This window comes from Rhodococcus sp. 06-1474-1B, from assembly GCF_002258885.1.
GTDB classification, from domain to species: Bacteria; Actinomycetota; Actinomycetes; order Mycobacteriales; family Mycobacteriaceae; genus Rhodococcoides; species Rhodococcoides fascians.
Genome location: NZ_NOYR01000019.1, coordinates 226866 through 246984, shown reverse-complemented (window position 1 = coordinate 246984; position 20119 = coordinate 226866). Strand labels below are relative to the sequence as shown.

The window sequence follows — 20119 nt, the reverse complement described above, 5'->3', positions numbered from 1 at the left end:
TGCTGCGCCCGAAAGAGCGCAACTTCTCCATTGTCCACAGGTAGGGGCCCGCGTGCACGTGAGCAGTGACTCAGTCCACCAAGGCGACGGAGGTGATGCGGTGCAGAGTGAACCGCCTCACGCCCCCGGTGGCGGGGTCGAATGCGTCGAGTTGACCGCCGCCGATGCTGATCGGATCGACGATGCGGTGGGTCGCGACGCCCTGTGCGTCGACGTACCCGATGCTGACGCTGCGCTTGACCTTCGCTGCTGTCTGCAGCAGCGTCATCGTCGCGGTGCTGCTCGCGCGAGATCCGTCGGCGCGCACCACCGCACCGCCGTTGCCCGCAGCGCGGTCGGCGGCTCGCATTCCGCGTACCAACGACCCGAGCTGCTCGTCGGTGGGAACGGCCGGGGTACGGAAGGTCTGGCGCGGCCGCCGCGCCGACACCCGGGAGCCGCGGGCTCGAAGATCGACGATGGTGCCGGACGAGTCTTCACCCGCGGGCGCGAATCCGGCCCCGGCGAGTACCGACAGCACCTCGGCCAGCGGTGCCTGGGAGATCGCGACGGTCGGGGCGAGGGCGCGCAGGGCCAGCGACTCGGCGGCCGGAGAGGCCATCACCTCGGCGAGCAACGCCGGATCCTCGCACCGGACGAACGACGCGGCCACGCCGGCGCGTAGCCGGCCGTGACGCCTGGCCACGTCGTCGATCAGATACGTCAGGGCCTGCGGAACCGGAGTGCGGGAATGGGTCGCGAACAACGAATGCAACTCCGAGGCCGTCAGGCCCACGTCGAGGGCCCGGCGCAGGCTCGTGTCGCTGATGCGATACATCGTCGCGGCACCCGCCGACTCGACGTCGGCGACGAGCGCGATCCGATCCTGCAGATCCGGTTCGAGCGGTCCCGGTGCCACCAGCGTCAGGTCGGCCTGCACCAACACGTAGTCGATCGGCTCGGGGAGTGCCGCGCGCATGTCGGCCTCGGCATTACCGTCGTGCAGCAGCGAGCGTCCCGGCGTCGACATCGCGCCGCGCGCGACCACTCCCAGCGCGGTCGCCTCGGCGATCACGTGCCCGACGGGTGTCACGCCGAACCGTCCGGACCACCGGGGTCGACGCCACGTCAGTGTGCGGGTGAGGTCGGTGGGCGTCGCGGCGTGTCCACTGCCGAGCTCGGCGAGCAGCTCCAGGATCATGCGACGGTCGCGGGGCGCGGCAGGCGAGCGGACTTCGTCGGACAACGCAGCGATGGGCTTGTCGTTGGGGTCACGCATGCCGATCACCCACGGGGCTCGCGGCGTCTCGAGCCAGGCGGAGGCGAGGGTGTGCCAGCGGGCGGCCGGGGCCGCGGCGAGCCACGCGTCGACGGCGGGCGTCGGTGCCCAGTAGTCGTCGCCGGTGTCGGCGGAGGGGACAGGGTCCGGGGTTCCGCTGGAGATCAGATGGGCGGCGGCGAGCAGTTCGACGAGGATGCTCACGCGGTCGTCGTCGAGTCCGGTGGCCTTGGTGATCTTGCGCAGCTCGCGCACTCCGAGCCCGCCGGCCTTGAGGGCGGGAGCCGGTGACGCGGACAGCGCCTCGATGATGGCCACACAGTGCCGCCCGAGCTCCAGTGCCTCGCCCGCCGCGGCAGCGTCGACGTCGGCGAGCGCATGTGCAGTGGTCGTCAGCTTCGGTTCGGCGAGTGAGCGGGGATCGGTCATGGGCTCGCCGCGCAATATCTGACCGACCTGGACGGGGAGTTCGACGGTTTGCTCGTCCAACCAGATCAGCAGGCCTGCGGCGAGCAGTTTCTGCACGGGCCGATCGGGTGGGGTGCCCGGCGCGGCGTCTCGGGTACGGCCGGTGGGCGAAGACCTGGCCAGGGTGTCGAGAAGATTGCGTTCGCCGTCCTCGAGTGCGGCCAGCGCTGTGGTGATGTGGGTTTCGGTGAGGGTGTCCACCGGGTCGAGTGCGCGGCCGATGCGCCACGGCACGGCGTCCGCAGCGGTTGCGCTGATCCGGAACCCGGCGGCGTCGCCCCAGACGAGAAAGCGTTCGCGCAGTTGGGACAGCGCTTTGTCCACGGCTTTGGCCGGGGCGCGCTTGGCGATGACGGACAGCAGCGTGGCCCTGGTGACCGGACGCTCGTAGGCCTCTTCGATGGCCAGGATCTCGAGCACGGTCAGGGCCAGGGTGTCGAGGGTGTCCGCAGTGTGCAGGATCGACCGGCGTTGCTCGGCCCGGCCGGCCAGCACTGCCAGCGAGGCGGGCGGCGGCGCAGTCAGATCCGGACGCAACGACATGGCCTTGATCAGCTCCGCGTCGGTGCGAGCTGCGATCCACTGAGGCAGATCGGGAGGCATGTCGGTGTGTCGGGGCGCAGTCGTGTCGGTCATCGTCTATCAGATTAGAGACCTGGGCTGGTGCTCGCCGCAGGGCAGGTGTCAAAATGGGCCCATGGTGAACAAGTCGAAGAAGCCCTATGTCGATCCAGGCTGGCCGGAAACCGCTCGCGGTGACCACGCGGTGACCGAACTCTCGTCCGCTCGATCGGGTGGCTTGTCGCCCTTCGGTGAGGACACCGAGTTCCCGCTGCCCGTCGAAGACCTGCCCTACGCCCATCCGGTGACCGTCGTCAATCGCTGACAACGGCGCCCGAACACGAGAAAGCCCCCGACATCTTCGCGATGTCGGGGGCTTTTCTCGTATAGCGGCGGTTCTTGCTACTGGGGCAGGAACGCCTTGTTCGCCTGGTAGAAGCTGACGACCTGCGGATCGAGCTGGATGCCCTGAGCGGCGTTCTGGACGAACGACGCGATCTGGGGATCGTTGGTGATGTTCTGGACGGCGGTGACGATGCCGTTGACGACCTCGGCCGACGCATCGATCGACGGGATCGACGTCAGATCGGGGAGGGCGGGAACTTCCGGTGCCTTGGGAGTGGCCGGAACGCTGCGCTCGGTGGGTGCGCTGCTCAGACCGAGGCTCGAGGAGCAGGAGGGCCATGCGCCCCAGCCCTGCGAGTCGAGGACCTTCTCGGCGACTGCGATCTGCTCTTCACGGCTGGCCTGGTTGGCCGTTGCCGCGTACTGCTGTCCACCGTGTGCGTTCCAGGTGCTGGGGGAGAACTGCAATCCGCCCTGGAAGCCGTTGCCGGTGTTGATGCCCCAGTTGCCGCCTGCTTCACACTGTGCAAGGCGATCCCAGTCGGAATCCGGTGCCGCGTTGGCGGTACCGGTGAAGGCGATGCCCGCGGTGCCCATGATGGCACCGGTGACGGCGACCTTTGCGACGGTCTTGCCAGTGGTGCTCGGCTTGCGATGACGTCCGCTCATACGAGTTGAAATCCTCTCCACACGCGCCTGCGAGGTCAGCTGTCGGGTTCGGGCTGAGAGGTAGCCCGGCCTTCTTGCTCTTCCATATCGGATGAGCAATTGGGCTTCACCCCAAGGGAACTCGGTGCGGCTTCGTGAGTCGCTACAAGTTCCCGGTTGTCCGTGGAGGACGTGGGTCCCCCGTCCTCGTCCCCTGGGTGATCGTCGAGGGTTGTTCCGGTTCCCGCGGGACGAGGTTTGGCGCTGCGGGCCGGAATTCGGCCGAACTTTCCGGCCGCTGCTGACCGTACTGAAATTCCCGGGTTACGTCACTATTTGGTAACTGTCGATTTTTTCGTGTGTCAGCGACCGTCCCGACGGTCTGATTCCGGTCGCTCGAATAGGCCCAGCTAGTGGCTGTTCTCGGTGATCGACCCCGTGCTGTTGCCGGTCTGTTACCGAAGCGTGATGTGACGGAAGTCACATCACGCTAGGGGGCCTCGAAAGGTCACCGAACCGCAACGATGTCTTTTCCCAGCGGCATCAGCGAGACCGGAATCAACTTGAGGTTCGCGATCGCGAGCGGAATACCGATGATCGTGATGGCCATCGCGATCGCCGTGACGACGTGTGTCAGCGCCAGCCACCACCCGGCGAGGACGAGCCACAGCACGTTGCCCACGAGGGCACCCGAACCCGCGCCGGGCTTGTCGACGATCGTCGACCCGAACGGCCACAGGGCGTAGACGCCGATGCGGAACGACGCGATCCCGAACGGAATGGTCACGATCAGGATGCACAGCAGGAGTCCCGCGAAGAAGTAGCCGAGTGCGAGCCACAGTCCACCGAACACGAGCCAGATGACGTTCAGGAGCAGTCGCATGATCTATCGCGCCCGTCGGCCGGAGAGCAGCGCGTACACCAGAGCGAGCACGAATCCGGCGGGTGCCGAGAACATCGCCGTCAGGTACAGGCCCAGTGGCGGCTTGGCGTCGGAGAAGACCGGGAAGAACAGGATCGCGACGATGGCGACGAGGCCGATCGCGAACAGCACCAGCGCGATGCGCAGCAGTGCAGTACTTCGCTTGCGAGTTGATGAGTCCACACCACCACGGTAGTGCGCGGCGGTGCGTCGTGCGAAAAACCGGAATGCCCTATTCGGGGCCTGCGCGCTAGACTGGCGTATTCGCGTCCTGCGTTTTCGTGGGGCGCGAAACTTGTGCACACCGCAGGGTCCCGACATCGGGCGTGCGGATACGAAACCAACGACAGCAACAGATGAACGGGTGAGCTCAGTGCCGACCGGCAAGGTGAAGTGGTACGACGTCGACAAGGGATTCGGATTCCTCTCGCAGGAGGAAGGCGAGGACGTGTATGTGCGTTCGTCAGCGCTGCCCGAAGGCGTCGACGGCCTCAAAGCCGGCCAGCGCGTCGAATTCGGCATGGCCGCGGGCCGTCGTGGCCCGCAGGCACTGAGCCTGAAGGTTCTCGAGCCTGCCCCGTCGATTCGCCAGAACAGCGGCAGCACCCGCCGCGAGCCCGTCGAGCGCAAGCACACACCCGACGAACTGCACGGCATGGTCGAGGACATGATCACGCTGCTCGAAGCGACGGTGCAGCCGGAACTCCGCAAAGGCAAGTACCCGGACCGCAAGATCGCTCAGCGCATCTCCGAGGTGGTGCGCGCAGTCGCTCGCGAGCTCGACAGCTGATCGTTACGGACGCGTGCCGATGGACCAGATCGCGTGGCTGACGAAGCTCTCGGTATTGGTGTCGGTGTCGATGATTCCCGTGGGTAGCCGAACCTCGATTCCGAGCAAGGTTCGGCCGCCGTCGTCCGTCGTCGGGACGGTGACGCTCAGCCGGGTTCCCGGCTGATTGAACTGGCTGCTCTCCACGACCGCCCCGCTGTCGTCGCCGTAGACCAACGCCAGTTCCCACGGCGCGGAGTAGACGGCCTCGGGCATCGACAACTGCACCGTCGGGGCAGAACCCACCTGGATCTCGGCAGTCTCGCCGACGTTGGTGCACAGCGGGTCGCTCACGGCGCAGTACAGGTACGGCTCGACTTGTACGGCTCGACCGTTGGAGTACGCCGTGACGACCGGTTCCTTGTCGGGAGCATTGCCGATCAGGACGGCGAGTACACCGACGAACGCGACGGCGATGACGAACAGGCCGGCGGCGATCAGCGACGCGATCTTCTTGGTGCGGGGAGCCAGGTTCACTTGGTCACGTTTTCGCCGTAGGAGCTGTCGGATACTTCTTGTTCGACATGGTCGGGCCGGTTGCCACCGAACCCGGGTAGCAATGATCGACCGCGGTACGTCAGGAAGGTCTGCACGAGGCCGATCGTAAGCAACACCGACACGACCGTGAAACCGAGCCAGTACTCGGTGGGAAGCAACACCCCGAGCGTTCCGCCGAGAACCCAGCACAGCTGCATGACGGTTTCCGAGCGGCCGAATCCGGATGCAATGGACTCCGGAGGCAGGTCGGACTGCAGAGACGCGTCGAGCGAGACCTTGGCCAGTGCGCTCGCGCTCGACGCGACCAGGGCGGCCACGGCGGCAGTGAGCAAACTGTCCGTGACGGCTGCGACGACGGCGACGACCGTCACCGCGACCGTGCACCGCAGGACGACCACCGATGGTCGGCCGAGCTTGATCCTGGCACCGAGTGCGTTGCCGGCGAAGTTGCCGAGACCGGCGGCGGCTCCGACCAGTCCGAGCATCGCGGCCTGCTGCAGCGGCTCGTGTTCGGTGCGGGATTTTGCGACGAACGCGATGTACAGCGTGAGGAAGCCGGTGAGAATTCTGATCGTGCCGTTGCCCCAGAGTCCGACGATCACCGCACGGCCCAGTGGCTGCCTGCGGTTCTTGGCGGCGGTGGCAGGCGGCGGAGTGCGCCTCAGCTTCTCGGTCGGGGCACCGCTGCCGGGGTAATCGCTGCCGTGATGCTGGTCGGCGTGATAGCCGAGGGTGGCCGGAACCTCGCCCTCGGTCACTTCCACCCAGGACGGGATGCGCATGCTCAGGTATGCGCCGAGCACGGTGATCGCGGCGACGAACCACAGTGCGCCGGGCGAATCGGCGACGAAGGCGATACCGCCGGCGACAGCGCCTGCGGCGATGGTGCCCCCGAGCAGTCCGAAGACGGTGAGCCTCGAGTTGACGCGGACGAGGTCGATCTCCGGTGGCAGCACCCGCGGCGTCACCGCACTCTTGAGTACCGCAAACGATTTGCTCAGGACGAGCATGCCCAGCGCCGCTGGATAGAGCACCCAACTGTCGAAGTTGAACACCAACACCACCGCCAGCACGGTACGCAGGCCGAACGAGGTGGCCAGCGCGATGCGTCGGCCGTGCTGCAACCGGTCGAGCAACGGGCCGATCAGCGGCGCGATCAGCGCGAACGGGGCGATGGTGATGACCAGGTACAGCGCAACCTTCGTCTTGTCCTCACCGGTCGCCGCGGAGAAGAACAGCGTGTTGGCCAGTGCAATCGCCAGGGCAGCGTCCGATGCGAAGTTCGCCATCGTCGCGTAGGTCAGCGCGGTCAGCCCGGACTTGTCCGCCCCATCGGCTTTCGCAGCCCGCTGGAACGACGCGATTCCTTTGCCGGTCAGCTCACGCCCACGCATCGCCGCGACACGGGTGACGGTGAGCTTCTTGGGCATCGGTGGTGGCTTACGCCCGCCGGTTCGGCCACGCGCCGCGGTGATCTGCTGCGTGCGCGCCGGGTGCAGCGGCGGCAACGGTTGGCGGCGGCTCGGAACGTGGCCGCCGGCGCTGGATTGGACAGCACGGGGGTCGGCCGGTGGATAGTTGACGAAACCGGGATGCTCCGAGCTCTGTTCGTCAGCAGTGGAGTGACCGGTTTCGTTGCCAGCGCCCGAGTTTTCCGCACCTGGCGTGGGGTGGGGCAGTCGCGGATCGGTCACGTGATCAATTCTGTCCTACGGCCGCGGGATCGGTGAATCGCACCTCGAAGATCTTGGGCCAGAATTTGCCGGTCACGAGGAATCTGTCGGTCCCGGGGATCTGGGCGATGCCGTTGAAGACGTCGGCTCCGTTTCGCTCGGTGGCCGACATCGAATCCCACATCGGCTTGCCGTCGACGACGGCGGTGACGCGGCCGGTGGTGGGGTCGATGCGCATGATGTCGAAGGTCTGCCAGACGTTGGCGTAGATCGAGCCGTCCTCGGCGCATTCGAGTTCGTTGAGTCGTTCCACCGGATTGCCGTCGAGTGTGACGTCGACGGTGTTCACGGCGTCGAAGGATGTGGGGTCACGGAAGGTCAGGGTGGACGTGCCGTCGCTCATGACCAGTCGGTCGTCCGGGGTTCCTTCACCCTGCGTGCACAGCCCCCATCCTTCGCCGCCGTAGTTCACTCGGCGCTGTTCGGCCAGGGTGTCCCGGTCGCGGGCGATGGCGACTCCGTCTTGCCAGGTGATCTGCCACAGGGTGTCGCCGTCGACGGTGATGCCCTCGCCGAACAGGTCGGACGGCAGATCGACCCGCTCCAGCTCGGTCATGTTCTCGAGCGACGTGCGGCGGACGAAGGAGGAGCCCTCCAGCCCGGTGCCCTCGTAGAGCACATCACCGTCGATCTCGAACCCCTGAGTGAAGGCGTCGTCGGCGCGGTCGTAGGAACGTAGAACCTCGGCGCCCAGCGTGGGTACCGAGTCCGACGTGATGGGGGCCGAGTCGCCTGGACCCGACGTCGACGAGCAGGCGGTGACGGTCAACAGGGACGTCACGAGTGCAGCGAAGGTGCGAGCGCGGACGGTCATTGCATCCATGATGGCAGCCCGAACTGGGCGTCACCGAGTTGATGCGGCAAACTGAATGTGTGAGTGTCGTATCTTCTCCAGAGCTCGGATCCATCCGCCCCGTCTTGGCCGATGCCGTGGACCTCGCGCGGCAGGCTCTGCTCGAGCTGGGAGAGGGCGGTGTCGGCGAGTACCTCGGCGTGACCGTGGAGGACGACAGTGCTGCCACCCACCGCTTCGCTAGCGATCTGGACGGCTATCGCGGATGGCAGTGGGCCGTTGTCGTCGCTGCTCCCGACGACGCCGATCACGCCACCGTCAGCGAACTCGTGCTGCTACCCGGTCCCGATGCTCTCGTGGCACCGTCCTGGGTGCCCTGGGACGAGCGCATCCGACCCGGTGATCTCGGGCCGGGCGATCTGCTCTCTCCACGTCGAGACGACCCGCGGCTGGTGCCGGGATACGTCGCGTCCGGTGACCCCGCCATCGACGAGGTGGCCGGCGAGATCGGGCTCGGCCGCACTCAGGTCACCAGCCTCGAGGGACGGCTCGATGCCGCCGAACGATGGCACGACGGCGACTTCGGCCCGGACAGCGAGATGGCCAAGGCCGCGCCGTCCACGTGTGGACTCTGCGGTTTCTACCTACCCCTCGCGGGATCGCTCTCCGCAGCGTTCGGAGTGTGTGGCAACGAGTTCGCCGCCGACGGTCATGTGGTGCACGTCGAATACGGTTGCGGCGCGCACTCCGATACCGAGCTGCCCACCGGAGCGGGCTCGCCGCAGTTCGAGCCGTACGACGACGCAGCACTCGACGTCACTCCGTCGCCGACCGGTGCCGCACAGTCGAACGAGCCTACCGCGAACGACGCTGTTGCAGAGGATGATTCGGAAGCGATCGTCTCGTCGGCCGAGACGGTAGCGGTGGCGGAGTCCGAGGAGCCCCAGCCCGACGCGGCAGCACCGGAATCGGCAGCACCCGAGTCGGCAGACTCCGCACCGGCAGAGCCAGAGGTGGTCGAGACCGGGAACGATGCAGCTGACGCAGCGCCTTCCATTGATGCAGCCCCTTCCACTGGCGACGCCTCTTCTACTGACGACGCGTCTCCCGCAGTCGATGCCGATGCCGGTGTCGATCTCGTCGCCGATTCCAGTGTCGACGATGGTGTGCAGCAGGAGGATTCGGCATCGCCGAGCTGATCGATCCTTTCGGTACCGGGTCGCTTCGCGAGTCGATTCTCGCGTCCTGGGGTTCCTCGCCCACGCGGCTGCGGGAAGATTCGGCATCCGAGGCAGATCTGGTGCGCGGGGGATACCGCGATCGTTTGTTGACCGAGTTGGCACAGAACGCGGCTGATGCTGCGCAGCGAGCCGGCGTCCCGGGTCGGCTATCGGTGTGGACCGACGAGGCGGATGCGTTGCATGTCGCCAACACCGGTGCCGCGCTGGATGTGTCGGGTGTGCATGCTCTCACCGCGCTGCGGGCGTCGGCGAAGGCTGCGGCCGATCCGGGTGTCGGACAGTTCGGGGTCGGCTTCACCGCGGTGCGATCGGCGTCCGACGAGATCGAGGTCCGCTCGCGCGGTGGCGGGGTGATCTTCAGCGCCGAGCGCACTCTGACCGCGTTGCGCGAGCGGGACATGACAGTGCCGGAGTCGGGTGTGCCGGTGCTTCGGTTGGCGTGGCCTACTTCCACACCGCCCGCTGCCGGGTTCGATACCGAGATCGTGTTGACGCCGCGACCCGATGTGCAAGCGGAATCCTTTGCCGGGGGGTTCCTCGACGAGGCCGTCGACTTGTTGCTCGAGCTCGACGCGTTGGATTCCATCGAGATCGATGGTGTCGTCGTCGACTGTGTGAGAACGGAACTCGACGATGCACGCGTCGAGATCGCCATCGGTTCGCGAACGTGGCTGCAGTACACCACCTCGGCTGCGCGGTGGATCGTTCCGATGGTCGACGGTCTACCCGTTCCCGCAGCGCCGGATGTGTTGCGGGCCCCGACGCGGTCGGACGAGCTGTTGTCGTTGCCCGCGTTGGTCGTTGCCGATGTACCCATGCAGCCGGATCGTCGACGAGTGTTGCCCGGCGTCTCTGTCGCCGAGGTGGCCCACGGTTATCCCGATTTCGTGGCGTCGTTGCCTGCGTCCGCGCGAGTGTCGTTCGTACCCGAGGTCGGGTTCGCGCGCAGTGCGATCGACGGAGAGCTACGTGAGCTGATCTTTCGCCGATTGTCCACCGCACCATGGCTTCCCGCTGCCGATGGGCCCGATCTCGTACCCGAACGTGCCCATGTTCTGGCCGATGCCACCGAGGAACTCGCCGCGGTGTTGCTCGATGTGGTCCCGAATCTGGTGGACGCCACTCTGTCGGGCGCGCGGCACGCGTCGGCGTTGTCGGCGGTGGGAGTGCACCGCATCGGGTTGGCGCGGTTGGCCGAGATGCTCGGCGGGCAGGCCCGTGAGCCGGCCTGGTGGCGGCGACTCTACGACGCGTTGACTCCGCTCGTCGTCGACGGGGTCGCAGCGGAAGAACTTGCTGCGCTGCCGGTTCCGCTTGCGGACGGTCGTACGATCACCGGTCCACGGACTACCGTCGTCGGGTCGGACGCGTCGGCCGAGGTCACGTGGGTACGCCTGGTGCATCCGGATGCGGTGAGTCCGTTGTTGATTCGGCTGGGTGCGCGGGAGGCCACTGCGGCCGAGCTGTTGTCGGATCCCGCCCTCGAAGCGGCCCTCGACGATCTCGATTGGGACGGCGACGAGGTGGATGGCCTGGTGTCTGCAGTGCTGGCGCTGGCGGGGGAGGCGGGAGCGCTTCCGGGGTGGCTCGGGAGTCTGCCACTCGAAGACGACGAGGGCGAATTGCGCAGTGCGGACGAACTGTTGCTGCCCGGTGCACCGTTGGCGAGGCTGTTGGTTCGGGGTTCGCCGTTCGGTGTTCTGTCGGCGGCCTCCGTGGCCAGGTTCGGGAAGCGGGCCCTGCGCGCGGTGGGCGTCGGCTGGGGGTTCTCGGTGGTGCGCGACGAGTGTCCGACGGGGCCGGATCACGACCTGGACGACGAGCCCGCCTGGTGGTCGAGTCTGGCCACGGAGCCGGAAACCCTTGTTGCGGTTCGTGATCTCGACCTGGTCCGGTCGGATGCCTGGGCCGAAGCTCTGACGATTCTGCTCGACGAACCGAGTACCCGTGCAGCCTTGACCGACCGGGACGGCTACACGGCATGGTGGCTGCGACGTCATGCGCTGATCGACAACCGCTCGCCCATCACGTTCCGGGCGCCGTCGGACGAGACGTTCGCCGGTCTGCTCGATCCGTTGGATCATCCGCGCGCCGACGAACTGCACGCGGTGCTCGCCGCGTCGACCTGTGAGAGCGTCGAGAGCGCGCGGGTGTTGTTGCGTGCACTCGAGGACCCGCAGCGACATCCGACGGCGGCGGTGATCGCGCGCACGCACACGCTGATCGCCAGTGCCGTCCTGGATCGACGCATCGACGTGGCGGATCTCGATCCACCGGATCGCGTGCGCACTCTCGGCGGCACCGTGGCCGATGCGTCGGACGGGTTGGTCGTCGATGCGCCGTGGCTGGCACCGGTCGTGCCACCGGAGGTGGCGGTGCTCTCGGACATGACCACGGCAGCCGCGCTGGCCGACGTCCTCGACATCAGGCGGGCGTCGGAGGCCATCACCGGCGAGGTTCGCGGAGTCGGACGCGTCAGTTCGTGGGATCGAGAGCCCGGGGCCGTGCTGGCCTGTGCGGTGCTCGGGCTACCGCTGCCGACAGGTTCGGTGGTGGTGCACCGCGAACTGGTGGTGCGGTTGTCGGGAGCTGTCAGCGGTGACCGCGCTGTGCCGTGGTGGGTGACACCGGACGGAACAGTGCATTGTGTGGAAAGTTGGGAGCGACCTCGTGGGGCCTGACCATGCCGTGTTGGAGTGGATGGTCGAGCATCGAGTCGGCTGGGTCACGACGATGTTCTGGATCATCACCACGGTGGGGAACACCTTCATGATGTTCGTGTTGTCCGCGGGGGCGTGGGGCGCGTTGCTGACGTCCAAGAGGACTGTCGACGCGTGGATGGTCGCGGGTTCGATGCTCACCGGGTGGGGGCTGATGAATGCGCTGAAGTTCGCGTTCGCGCGGGAACGTCCACCGATTCCCGAACGGCTGGTGGAGATTTCGAGCCATTCGTTTCCGTCCGGCCACGCGACGATGTCGATGTTGCTTGCCACGGTGGCGATCGCGGTGATGCTGCGATCGTCCACTCCGTGGCTGCATCGGCCGGTGCTACTGACGTTGCCTGTGGTCGCGGCCCTGCTGATCGGATTCTCTCGGATCTATCTGGGTGCGCACTGGACGACGGACGTGCTGGCCGGCTGGGTGTTCGGTGCCCTGTGGGGGCTGGGTTGGATCTACGCCGAAAAAGCGATCAGCGCGAGAAATCCGAGCGCTGCGCGATGACGAGGAGCTCGTCACGCATGGCCGGGCTGGAGACAGCGTTGGCGCGTGCGTAAAGGGCGCGGAGCGAGCGGACGTGGTTGCGGCGGTTGCGGTACTGAGCGACGAACTTCATGGCCTGTGCTTTCGTGGATCAAAGGTTATCGAAACTGACATAACCTATGCTCCACGTTAACTCTGTGTTACTCAACCGGCTGAGGGGTTAGTTTGCCCACGTCAGAAGGGTTTTCGTGATCGGGCTAACGTGATCCTGATCTCAATCGAGGCCGCGTTGGGCGGTTCTGCTGCCGCGTCGTGACGCGGCTCTCTGCGCGAGGAACAGAGCGAACCCGACAGCGCCGACCGCGATACCGGACCAACACGTCGCCACCGCGTCGTCGCTGCGGTCGCCGGTGGCCGTGAACACGAACAGCGCGACGATCCAACCGAGGATGCCGATCGTCAACACCGGCACCGGATCGGTGAGGCGGGGCGGGATCTGCGGGACGTCGGCCACGAATTCACGCTACGCCACCATATTTCGCCAACCCTCGCGGTGTGCTTTATCTTTCACTCATGCCTATGTCGTCGCGATTACTCGACAACTACTTCAAGATCACCGAGCGCGGCTCGAGTGTGGGTTCCGAGGTTCGCGGCGGTGTCGTCACTTTCGTGGCGATGGCCTACATCGTCGTGCTCAACCCGCTCATCCTCGGTAGCTTCTCCGCCGACGACGCGGCTGCCAAGACCGACGTGCTCGGCAACATCCTGCCCGTCGCCCAGGTTGCCGCCGTGACGGCACTGGTCGCCGGCTTCATGAGCATCGCGTTCGGCATCATCGCGAACTACCCCTTCGGTATCGCGGCCGGCCTCGGCATCAACACTCTCTTGGCCGTCACCATCGCTCCTCAGGTCAGTTGGCCCGAGGCCATGGGCCTGGTCGTCATCGACGGCATCATCATCGTTCTGTTGGCCGTCACCGGCTTCCGGACGGCGGTGTTCAACGCGATTCCGCCCGAACTGAAGGCCGCGATCGCCGCAGGCATCGGTGCCTTCATCGCGTTCATCGGCTTGGTCGATTCCGGCTTCGTACGCCGGATCCCCGACGCCGCAGGCACGACGGTTCCCGTCGGCCTCGGCATCGACGGGTCCATCGCGTCGTGGCCGACGGTGATCTTCGTGTTCGGGTTGTTGCTGATGGGTGTGCTCGTGGTGCGCAAGGTTCGTGGCGGTCTGCTGATCGGCATCGTGGTCACGACGGTGTTGGCGGCCATCATCGAGGCGGTCACCGACGTGGGGCCGTCGAACGGCGTCGACCCCAAGGGCTGGAACCTGTCCGTGCCGCAGCTGCCCAGCGTTCTCGTACAGTCGCCGGACCTGTCGCTGGTGGGCAACGTCGACCTGTTCGGTGCGTTCACCCGCATCGGTGTGCTGGCCGCGAGTCTGTTGGTGTTCACGCTCGTCCTCGCGAACTTCTTCGACGCGATGGGAACGATGACGGGTCTGGGTAAAGAAGCGAATCTCGACAAGGACGGCACGCTGCCCAACATCGGCAAGGCGTTGGTCGTCGAAGGTGCCGGAGCAATTGCGGGCGGCGGCGCGTCCGCATCGTCGAACACGGTGTTCGTCGAGTCGGCCTCGGGAATCGCGGAAGGCGCACGCACCGGACTGGCCAACGTCGTCACCGGCCTGCTGTTCCTGCTGGCAATGTTCTTCACCCCGCTCACGGCTGTCGTCCCCATCGAGGCGGCTGCTCCGGCGCTGGTGGTGGTGGGTGCACTGATGATCGGTCAGGTGCTCCACATCGACTTCAAGCGCTTCGATTACGCGCTGCCGGCCTTCCTCACCATCCTGGTGATGCCGTTCACGTACTCCATCGCGAACGGTATCGGCGTCGGTTTCATCACCTGGGTCGTGCTCGCCGTCGGTTCGGGCCGGGCGAAGACGGTACATCCCCTGTTATGGGTCGTCGCGTTGCTGTTCGTGGCGTTCTTCGCAGTCGGTCCCATCACGGATGCGGTTACCTGATGCTGGGTCGGTACCAGGGCGTATTCTCTGCGCTGTGACGTCGGGAAACAGTGTGAAAGACAATCGGGAATTGGCAAGCGACCTGTCGCTTGCGGTGGTGAGGTTGACTCGCCACCTTCGAGGTAGGCGAGTGGACTCGCAAGTGTCGCTCACTCAGCTGTCGGCTCTGGCCACGCTGAGTAGGGAGGGCGACATGACGCCTGGCGCGTTGGCGGCTCGGGAGCGGGTTCAACCCCCGTCGATGACGCGGGTGATCGCGTCGTTGGCCGAGCTGGGTCTGGTGGAGCGCACGCCGCATCCCACCGATGGCCGTCAGGTGATCGTGTCGTTGTCGGCGGCCGGCAAGGAACTGATCGCGGACGAGGCGAGTGCTCGCGAGGCGTGGATGACCGCACAGCTGGCAGGCCTCGGACCCGAGCAGCTCGCGACGCTGCGAGATGCGGTGAGCATCATCAGCGCATTGGTCAGCGACTCCGAGTAGTTACCTAGGTTTATTATTTGACCTGTGGCTCCAGTTTCACGTACGTCCGGCGCGACGATGTTCGCTGCTCTGAAGACTCGCAACTACCGATTGTGGGCGTCGGGGCAGATCGTCTCGCTGGTCGGAACGTGGATGCAGCGGGTGGCCCAGGACTGGCTCGTGCTGACGCTCTCCGGCGGCAACGGCTTTGCCGTCGGCATCGTCATGGCCCTGCAATTCGGGCCGACGCTGTTTCTGTCGGTGTGGGGCGGAGTACTCGCAGACCGGTACGACAAGCGCAAACTCCTCATGATCACCCAGGTGTTCGCCGCAGTCTGCGGTCTGGTGCTGGGTGTGCTCGATGTCGGCAACATGGTCGAGCTCTGGCACGTCTATGTCATCGCCTTCATCCTCGGCTGCTCGTCTGCCATCGACGCGCCGGTGCGGCAATCGTTCACGATCGAGATGGTGGGCAAGGAAACTCTGTCCAACGCGATCGCGTTGAACTCGATGACGTTCAACATGGCGCGGATCGTCGGGCCTGCGGTGTCGGGAGTGCTCATCACCCTCGTCGGTACCGGCTGGGTGTTCCTGATCAACGCGGTGTCGTTCGCCGCGGTGTTCGGTGCTCTCCTGGCGATGAACGTCGGTCAACTCTTCCGTGTCGAACCGGCACCGCGCGCCAAAGGGCAGGTACGGGAGGGCTTTCGCTACGTCTGGGGGCGGGGAGACCTACGAGTGTTGCTGGCGACGGTGTTCATGGTCTCGACGTTCGGTCTCAATTTTCCGCTGAGTCTGTCGGTGCTGGCGCGCAACACGTTCGGCAGCGGAGCCGACGCATACGGGTTGCTGTCGACCACCCTCGCGGTCGGCACGCTCGCGGGAGCGACCCTGGCGGCCCGGCGCGCCACCGCCCCTCGATTGCGGCTCTTCATCGGTGCGGTCATCGCGTTCGGTCTGTTCGAGTTACTCGTGGGATTGATGCCCAATTACGTTCTCGTGGCAGTGCTGTTGGTGCCCACCGGCGCATTGACGCTGACGTTCACGACGTCGGCGATGAACATTCTGCAGATGTCGGTGCCGTCCGACATGCGCGGCCGCGTGATGGGCATCTACATGCTGTGCTTCCTGGGCGGAACTCCGCTGGGCAGCCCGGTGCTCGGCTGGCTCGCCGACGCCCTCGATCCACGCGCACCGCTGTTGTTCGGCGGTGTCATCTCATTGGCGACGGGACTCTTCGCTGCCGTGTATCTGCTGCGGCACAACAACTTGCGGATCACCGTGGTGCCGCCCGCCGACGGGCACCGGCTGCCCACCCTCGACACGGTGGCCGCAGCCGCCAAGGTCTGACGCTCCTCAGATCCACCCGTGGCGTCGGGCCAGTGCGCAGGCCTCGTGCCGGTTCGCCGCCCCGAGTTTCGCTGCCGCCGCAGACAGATAGTTGCGGGTGGTCCCGGGTGACAGGTGCGCGCGCTGCGCGATCTCCGCGATCGATGCGCCGTCGGCGGCGAACTCGAGCACATCGGCTTCCCGCGGTGTGAGCGGTGAGTCCCCGGCCCCGATGGCTTCCGCGGCGAGCGTCGGGTCGACGTACCGCCCGCCGCCGTGCACGGTGCGCACCACCTCGGCCAGGGTGGCGGCCGAGGTGGTCTTGGGGAGGAACCCGCGCACGCCGGCCTCGAGCGCCTTCTTCAGGTAGCCCGGCCGACCGTGGCTGGTGACGATGATCGACGCGCAGGTGGGCAGTGTCTCGGCAATTTTCTGCGCCGTCTCGATGCCGTCGATCCCGCCCATCTGCAGGTCCAGCACTGCCACATCGGGTGCCAGGGCCGCGGCAACCGTCAGGGCCTTCTCGCCCGAATCGGCCTGTCCGACGATCTCGATGTCGTCCTCCAGATCCAGCATTGTCGCCAGCGCCGATCGAATCAGGTTCTCGTCGTCGGCCAGTAGAACTCGAATCATGGTGTGGTCCTCGGGTTCTGGGGCGATGTGGGCAACACTGCGATGAGGGTGAATTTCTCGGTTGTCTGCTCCGTGCGCAGTTCCCCTCCGACCGCGACCAAGCGTTCCCGCAGGCCGCTCAGACCCGTGCCGTCGTTGCGGCCGTTCGGCGCACCGGGGTGGTCGTTGGTCAGTCGAATACTGCTGTCGGTCAGTTCGATTCGGCAATAGGTGGCCGCGGAGTGACGCAGTATGTTCGTCACGCCTTCGCGAACCACCCAGGCGGCCGCCTCGGCCGCGCGCTCGGACAGTGCCGAGGTCTCGCCGGTGAGCTCGGTGGATATCCCGGCCGCCGACAGGAGCGAGCGGGCACCGTCGAGTTCGCCTGCGACATCCACCGATCGATAGCCGCGCACCAGCTTTCGGGCGTCGGTCATCGATTCCTGCGCCAACGCGCGCACCTCGTCCATCTGCGTCGCGGCGCGGTCGTCACCCCGACGGGCCAGCGTTGCGGCAAGTTCGCTCTTGACCGCGATGGCCGAGAGCGCGCGTCCGACGACGTCGTGCAGATCGCGCGAGAACCTCAGGCGCTCCTCGGCGACGGAGAGAGCTGCGGCTGCGTCGCGGGTGGCGTCGAGTTCGGTCACGATGCGCAGCAGCCACGCCGACAGTTGCACGGTGAAGGCCATGAAAGCGATGAAGACGCCGAGTACGACCGTTTCCAGCGCCGGGGTTCCCACGGCCGCGGCAATCGCGGCGGCGGCCACGGCTGCCGCGAGAGACCAGCGCAATCGAATCAGGGTCGCGACCGCGGTGGTGACGAGTACCGCGGCCCAGAGTGCGTTGCTCGTCGTCCCTCCGGCAACCAGCACCACAGCGGCGACGGCCATGATCGCCAACGGGATTCGAGGGTTGGCCGTCGACTCGCCGCCGAGTGCCGGGGTGCGCTGAACGACCACGAAAGCGGCGGCGGCACACACCGTTGCCGCCACCGTCGATCGATAGTCGTCGTACTGAAGCGTCGTCAGCATCGCGCCGACGGCGACACCGACGGTGATCAGCAGGAACGATTGGCGGGTGTAGACGCGTACCTTCTCCACTGCACTGCTGTCGTTCCAGCCGTGCAGTGGATTGAGGTACTCGTACAGCTTCATGATCTCCAGCCTTGCAGACGGACGACGACAGTGCGATCAGGACCGCGGTTCCCAGCGGAAGTGGGTGCGAGCGATCAGCAGGCTGCCGAGAATCCAGGCCAGCATCACCGCCACCGGCATGGCGGCCTCGCCGAAGGTGGCGGCGAACCCGACCGACGCGTCGCCGGGGGTGGTGGTACCGAACCAGCCCAGATTCAACAGGTCCGACACCGCGGCCATGGGAGTCAGGTCGATGACGTTGCTCAGCGAATCCGGAAGAACACCGCGGAGCAGTGACGACCCTGCCATCGCGACCAGAATGACCGGCAGACTGGTGATCTGCGCTGCTTCCGCATTACGGGTGAAGGCAGACGTGATCAACGCCAGTGCGGCGAACAGTGCCGCGCCGCCGAGGAGGGCAACAGCGACGAGCAGGACGTTGGTGGGAATGGGCCCACCGAAGGCCAGCACGACAGCTCCGACGATCAGGCCCAGTGCGACGGTGAGGATCAGCGAGGGTATCGCCGGGCCGAGCAGTATCTGAATGTCCGAGCTTTCGCCGGTGCGAAGTCGCTTAAGTACCAACTCGTCTCGCCGCGTGGCGTAGATCGAGAGCATGTTGTAGTAGACCATGAACACCAGGAGGAACAGTGCGAAGATCTCGAGCGCGGCTCCGACTCCGGTATCGGTCAATCCGTTGTCGGACCGGCTGCCGACGATCAGCAGCACGATCGGGAAGATCAACGGCATGACGACCGCATTGAACAGCAGTACTCGGTTGCGTCCGAGCAGTGTGAATTCTGCTCGCGACAGGGCGGTCATCGTACTCATGCGCTCATCACCTCGGTCTTGTCGGTAGCTGGGTCGTTCACATCGGAGTTGTCGAATTCGTCTGCGATGGAGAGGAACACGGTTTCGAGCGATGCCGCGCGGGCGTCCAGGCCGTGCAGGGTGACGCCGTTGGTGCGAGCCCACATCAGCAGATCGGTCAACGTCTCCTGAACCGAGGACGTCTGGATCGAGACCGTCTCTCCCGAGACGTCCATGGATGTGCCCGGCAGCGACGGCAGTGCCGTTCCGGGGGCCTTCAGTTCGATCTTCGCCGGATGGTCGGCGACCACCTCGTCCACCGTGCCGCTCCGAACGACTTTGCCGCGGTGCATGATCGCGAGTCGATCGCACAGTGACTCGGCCTCGTCGAGGTAGTGCGTCGTCAACATGATCGTGACGCCGGAGTTCTTCAACTCCTGGATCAACCGCCATGTGTTGCGGCGACTTTCGGGGTCGAGACCGGTGGTCGGCTCGTCCAGGAACAAGATGCGCGGACGGCTGATGATCGCGCACGCCAGGTCCAGTCTGCGCTGCTCGCCGCCGGACAAAAATTTGACCCGCGTATCGGCACGGTCGGCCAGGTCCACGCGACCGAGCACCTCCGCCACCGGCAGCGGATGGCTGCAGGTGCCGGCCCACATCCGAAGACTCTCGGCGGTGGTCAGATCCTGAGGCAGTCCGCCCTTCTGCAGCATGATTCCCAGAGCAGGCCGGACCTTGCGGCGATCGGCCACCGGATCCATTCCCATGATCCGCACCGTGCCCTTGCTGGGTCGCGAAAGGCCCTGAATCACTTCGAGAGTGGATGTCTTGCCCGCACCGTTGGTGCCCAGTAGGCCGAACAGCTCACCCTCCGCGACATGGAGATCGAGAGCCTGGACGGCCTCGTAGGCGTTCTTGCCCGATCCGTACCGGCGAGTCATCCCGTCGACGTCGATGATGGTCATGATTGCGTCCCCCAATGGCGCAGTCCGATGACGAACCGGACACCCATGAAGGCGACGATGACGCCCAGTGCGACGAACGCCGGAAGAGACGGGCCGACAATCGCGAACAGCACGGCGATGATCGCGATGCTGATGACGATGACGACGATCTCACGCGCCATCGTCGGAGCCGGCCCGAGCTCCATCAGATCGGTGAACAGATTTCCTTCGTCTGGTTGCTTCATGACTACGATCCTGCTGCGCGTCGCGCACCGAAAACAGTGCAGCGCATCATGACCTGAGGTG

At 66.0% G+C, this 20119-nt stretch carries 22 protein-coding genes and 1 riboswitch; of the genes, 8 read left to right on the top strand and 14 right to left on the bottom strand.

All coding sequences use genetic code 11. From position 1 onward, the window contains the following. Window positions 1-70 precede the first annotated feature (70 nt). Window positions 71-2362, bottom strand: a complete 2292-nt coding sequence (locus CH266_RS06535) for a helicase-associated domain-containing protein (protein ID WP_032365879.1) — start codon at window positions 2360-2362, stop codon at window positions 71-73. 61 nt (window positions 2363-2423) lie between these two features. Between CH266_RS06535 and CH266_RS06530 the strand changes: the two genes are divergently transcribed. Then, the gene (locus CH266_RS06530; protein WP_008719333.1) at window positions 2424-2612 is read left to right on the top strand and encodes a hypothetical protein; all 189 of its coding nucleotides are present in this window, start codon (window positions 2424-2426) and stop codon (window positions 2610-2612) included. Window positions 2613-2689: 77 nt separating this feature from the next. Here CH266_RS06530 and CH266_RS06525 read toward each other — a convergent pair whose 3' ends face one another. The 3 genes from CH266_RS06525 to CH266_RS06515 all read right to left on the bottom strand — a co-directional run bounded on the left by CH266_RS06525 (window position 2690) and on the right by CH266_RS06515 (window position 4385). Beyond that, window positions 2690-3301, bottom strand: a complete 612-nt coding sequence (locus CH266_RS06525; RefSeq protein WP_027495894.1) for a transglycosylase family protein — start codon at window positions 3299-3301, stop codon at window positions 2690-2692. A gap of 8 nt (window positions 3302-3309) precedes the next feature. Next, window positions 3310-3518: riboswitch (cyclic di-AMP (ydaO/yuaA leader) on the bottom strand. 270 nt (window positions 3519-3788) lie between these two features. Further along, a complete protein-coding gene (locus CH266_RS06520) occupies window positions 3789-4163 on the bottom strand; it encodes a YccF domain-containing protein (RefSeq protein ID WP_027495895.1) in 375 nt (124 codons plus the stop codon). A gap of 3 nt (window positions 4164-4166) precedes the next feature. Then, window positions 4167-4385 (bottom strand): hypothetical protein, encoded by a 219-nt coding sequence (locus tag CH266_RS06515; protein WP_027495896.1) that lies wholly within the window; start codon window positions 4383-4385, stop codon window positions 4167-4169. 190 nt (window positions 4386-4575) lie between these two features. Here CH266_RS06515 and CH266_RS06510 point away from each other — a divergent pair, with 190 nt between their 5' ends. Next, window positions 4576-4992 (top strand): cold-shock protein, encoded by a 417-nt coding sequence (locus tag CH266_RS06510; protein WP_167327283.1) that lies wholly within the window; start codon window positions 4576-4578, stop codon window positions 4990-4992. Window positions 4993-4995: 3 nt separating this feature from the next. On the opposite strand, the gene CH266_RS06505 is transcribed toward CH266_RS06510, so the two are convergent. Genes CH266_RS06505 through CH266_RS06495 form a run of 3 tightly spaced genes read right to left on the bottom strand, consistent with a single transcriptional unit; the run spans window position 4996 to window position 8076 of the window. Next, window positions 4996-5508, bottom strand: a complete 513-nt coding sequence (locus tag CH266_RS06505) for a DUF2771 domain-containing protein (RefSeq protein ID WP_032381659.1) — start codon at window positions 5506-5508, stop codon at window positions 4996-4998. Further along, window positions 5505-7223, bottom strand: a complete 1719-nt coding sequence (locus CH266_RS06500) for an MFS transporter (protein ID WP_179284673.1) — start codon at window positions 7221-7223, stop codon at window positions 5505-5507. The genes CH266_RS06505 and CH266_RS06500 overlap by 4 nt, the downstream gene beginning before the upstream one ends. A 4-nt stretch (window positions 7224-7227) precedes the next feature. Further along, complete coding sequence (locus CH266_RS06495; protein ID WP_441347039.1) at window positions 7228-8076, bottom strand: glutaminyl-peptide cyclotransferase; 849 nt, start codon at window positions 8074-8076, stop codon at window positions 7228-7230. A gap of 41 nt (window positions 8077-8117) precedes the next feature. On the opposite strand from CH266_RS06495, the gene CH266_RS06490 reads away from it, so the two are divergent. From CH266_RS06490 to CH266_RS06480, 3 genes are read left to right on the top strand one after another with little or no spacing between them, the layout of a single operon-like run. Continuing rightward, window positions 8118-9254 (top strand): DUF3027 domain-containing protein, encoded by a 1137-nt coding sequence (locus tag CH266_RS06490; protein ID WP_094714971.1) that lies wholly within the window; start codon window positions 8118-8120, stop codon window positions 9252-9254. Further along, a complete protein-coding gene (locus tag CH266_RS06485; protein ID WP_094714970.1) occupies window positions 9251-11977 on the top strand; it encodes a sacsin N-terminal ATP-binding-like domain-containing protein in 2727 nt (908 codons plus the stop codon). The genes CH266_RS06490 and CH266_RS06485 overlap by 4 nt, the downstream gene beginning before the upstream one ends. After that, window positions 11967-12518 carry a phosphatase PAP2 family protein gene (locus CH266_RS06480; RefSeq protein ID WP_230591092.1) on the top strand — a complete coding sequence of 184 codons (552 nt, stop codon included), beginning with the start codon at window positions 11967-11969 and terminating at the stop codon, window positions 12516-12518. Before CH266_RS06485 ends, CH266_RS06480 begins: the two co-directional genes overlap by 11 nt. Here CH266_RS06480 and CH266_RS25335 read toward each other — a convergent pair. Next, entirely contained in the window at window positions 12487-12630 is a 144-nt protein-coding gene (locus CH266_RS25335) for a hypothetical protein (protein ID WP_167327272.1), read from the bottom strand. The genes CH266_RS06480 and CH266_RS25335 overlap by 32 nt on opposite strands. A gap of 141 nt (window positions 12631-12771) precedes the next feature. Beyond that, window positions 12772-13011, bottom strand: a complete 240-nt coding sequence (locus CH266_RS06475) for a DUF2530 domain-containing protein (protein ID WP_094714969.1) — start codon at window positions 13009-13011, stop codon at window positions 12772-12774. A 59-nt stretch (window positions 13012-13070) separates the two neighbouring features. Between CH266_RS06475 and CH266_RS06470 the strand changes: the two genes are divergently transcribed. The 3 genes from CH266_RS06470 to CH266_RS06460 are packed head-to-tail and all read left to right on the top strand — an operon-like array spanning window position 13071 to window position 16332. Further along, a complete protein-coding gene (locus tag CH266_RS06470; RefSeq protein WP_032371311.1) occupies window positions 13071-14522 on the top strand; it encodes an NCS2 family permease in 1452 nt (483 codons plus the stop codon). Window positions 14523-14574: 52 nt separating this feature from the next. Continuing rightward, the gene (locus CH266_RS06465) at window positions 14575-15003 is read left to right on the top strand and encodes a MarR family winged helix-turn-helix transcriptional regulator (protein WP_027495905.1); all 429 of its coding nucleotides are present in this window, start codon (window positions 14575-14577) and stop codon (window positions 15001-15003) included. Between the two features lie 57 nt (window positions 15004-15060). Beyond that, a complete protein-coding gene (locus tag CH266_RS06460) occupies window positions 15061-16332 on the top strand; it encodes an MFS transporter (RefSeq protein ID WP_032365881.1) in 1272 nt (423 codons plus the stop codon). 6 nt (window positions 16333-16338) lie between these two features. Here CH266_RS06460 and CH266_RS06455 read toward each other — a convergent pair whose 3' ends face one another. From CH266_RS06455 to CH266_RS06435, 5 genes are read right to left on the bottom strand one after another with little or no spacing between them, the layout of a single operon-like run. After that, on the bottom strand, window positions 16339-16944 hold the full coding sequence (locus CH266_RS06455; protein WP_027495906.1) for a response regulator transcription factor: 606 nt from the start codon (window positions 16942-16944) through the stop codon (window positions 16339-16341). After that, a complete protein-coding gene (locus tag CH266_RS06450; protein ID WP_094714968.1) occupies window positions 16941-18077 on the bottom strand; it encodes a sensor histidine kinase in 1137 nt (378 codons plus the stop codon). The genes CH266_RS06455 and CH266_RS06450 overlap by 4 nt, the downstream gene beginning before the upstream one ends. Before the next feature lie 36 nt (window positions 18078-18113). Then, window positions 18114-18887 (bottom strand): ABC transporter permease, encoded by a 774-nt coding sequence (locus tag CH266_RS06445; protein ID WP_032381661.1) that lies wholly within the window; start codon window positions 18885-18887, stop codon window positions 18114-18116. Then, window positions 18884-19834, bottom strand: coding sequence for an ABC transporter ATP-binding protein (locus CH266_RS06440; protein WP_032381662.1), 951 nt, complete (start codon window positions 19832-19834; stop codon window positions 18884-18886). The genes CH266_RS06445 and CH266_RS06440 overlap by 4 nt, the downstream gene beginning before the upstream one ends. Continuing rightward, on the bottom strand, window positions 19831-20058 hold the full coding sequence (locus CH266_RS06435; RefSeq protein ID WP_176457023.1) for a hypothetical protein: 228 nt from the start codon (window positions 20056-20058) through the stop codon (window positions 19831-19833). Before CH266_RS06435 ends, CH266_RS06440 begins: the two co-directional genes overlap by 4 nt. Window positions 20059-20119: the final 61 nt, after the last annotated feature.

What these genes read in the sequence shown, in the direction of transcription:
- CH266_RS06535 (WP_032365879.1), bottom strand. Translation starts at nt 2,362, where the DNA reads ATGACCGACACGACTGCGCCCCGACACACCGACATGCCTCCCGATCTG.
- CH266_RS06530 (WP_008719333.1), top strand. Translation starts at nt 2,424, where the DNA reads ATGGTGAACAAGTCGAAGAAGCCCTATGTCGATCCAGGCTGGCCGGAA.
- CH266_RS06525 (WP_027495894.1), bottom strand. Translation starts at nt 3,301, where the DNA reads ATGAGCGGACGTCATCGCAAGCCGAGCACCACTGGCAAGACCGTCGCA.
- CH266_RS06520 (WP_027495895.1), bottom strand. Translation starts at nt 4,163, where the DNA reads ATGCGACTGCTCCTGAACGTCATCTGGCTCGTGTTCGGTGGACTGTGG.
- CH266_RS06495 (WP_441347039.1), bottom strand. Translation starts at nt 8,076, where the DNA reads ATGACCGTCCGCGCTCGCACCTTCGCTGCACTCGTGACGTCCCTGTTG.
- CH266_RS06490 (WP_094714971.1), top strand. Translation starts at nt 8,118, where the DNA reads ATGCGGCAAACTGAATGTGTGAGTGTCGTATCTTCTCCAGAGCTCGGA.
- CH266_RS25335 (WP_167327272.1), bottom strand. Translation starts at nt 12,630, where the DNA reads ATGAAGTTCGTCGCTCAGTACCGCAACCGCCGCAACCACGTCCGCTCG.
- CH266_RS06470 (WP_032371311.1), top strand. Translation starts at nt 13,071, where the DNA reads ATGCCTATGTCGTCGCGATTACTCGACAACTACTTCAAGATCACCGAG.
- CH266_RS06460 (WP_032365881.1), top strand. Translation starts at nt 15,061, where the DNA reads ATGTTCGCTGCTCTGAAGACTCGCAACTACCGATTGTGGGCGTCGGGG.
- CH266_RS06455 (WP_027495906.1), bottom strand. Translation starts at nt 16,944, where the DNA reads ATGATTCGAGTTCTACTGGCCGACGACGAGAACCTGATTCGATCGGCG.
- CH266_RS06450 (WP_094714968.1), bottom strand. Translation starts at nt 18,077, where the DNA reads ATGAAGCTGTACGAGTACCTCAATCCACTGCACGGCTGGAACGACAGC.
- CH266_RS06445 (WP_032381661.1), bottom strand. Translation starts at nt 18,887, where the DNA reads ATGAGTACGATGACCGCCCTGTCGCGAGCAGAATTCACACTGCTCGGA.
- CH266_RS06440 (WP_032381662.1), bottom strand. Translation starts at nt 19,834, where the DNA reads ATGACCATCATCGACGTCGACGGGATGACTCGCCGGTACGGATCGGGC.
- CH266_RS06435 (WP_176457023.1), bottom strand. Translation starts at nt 20,058, where the DNA reads ATGAAGCAACCAGACGAAGGAAATCTGTTCACCGATCTGATGGAGCTC.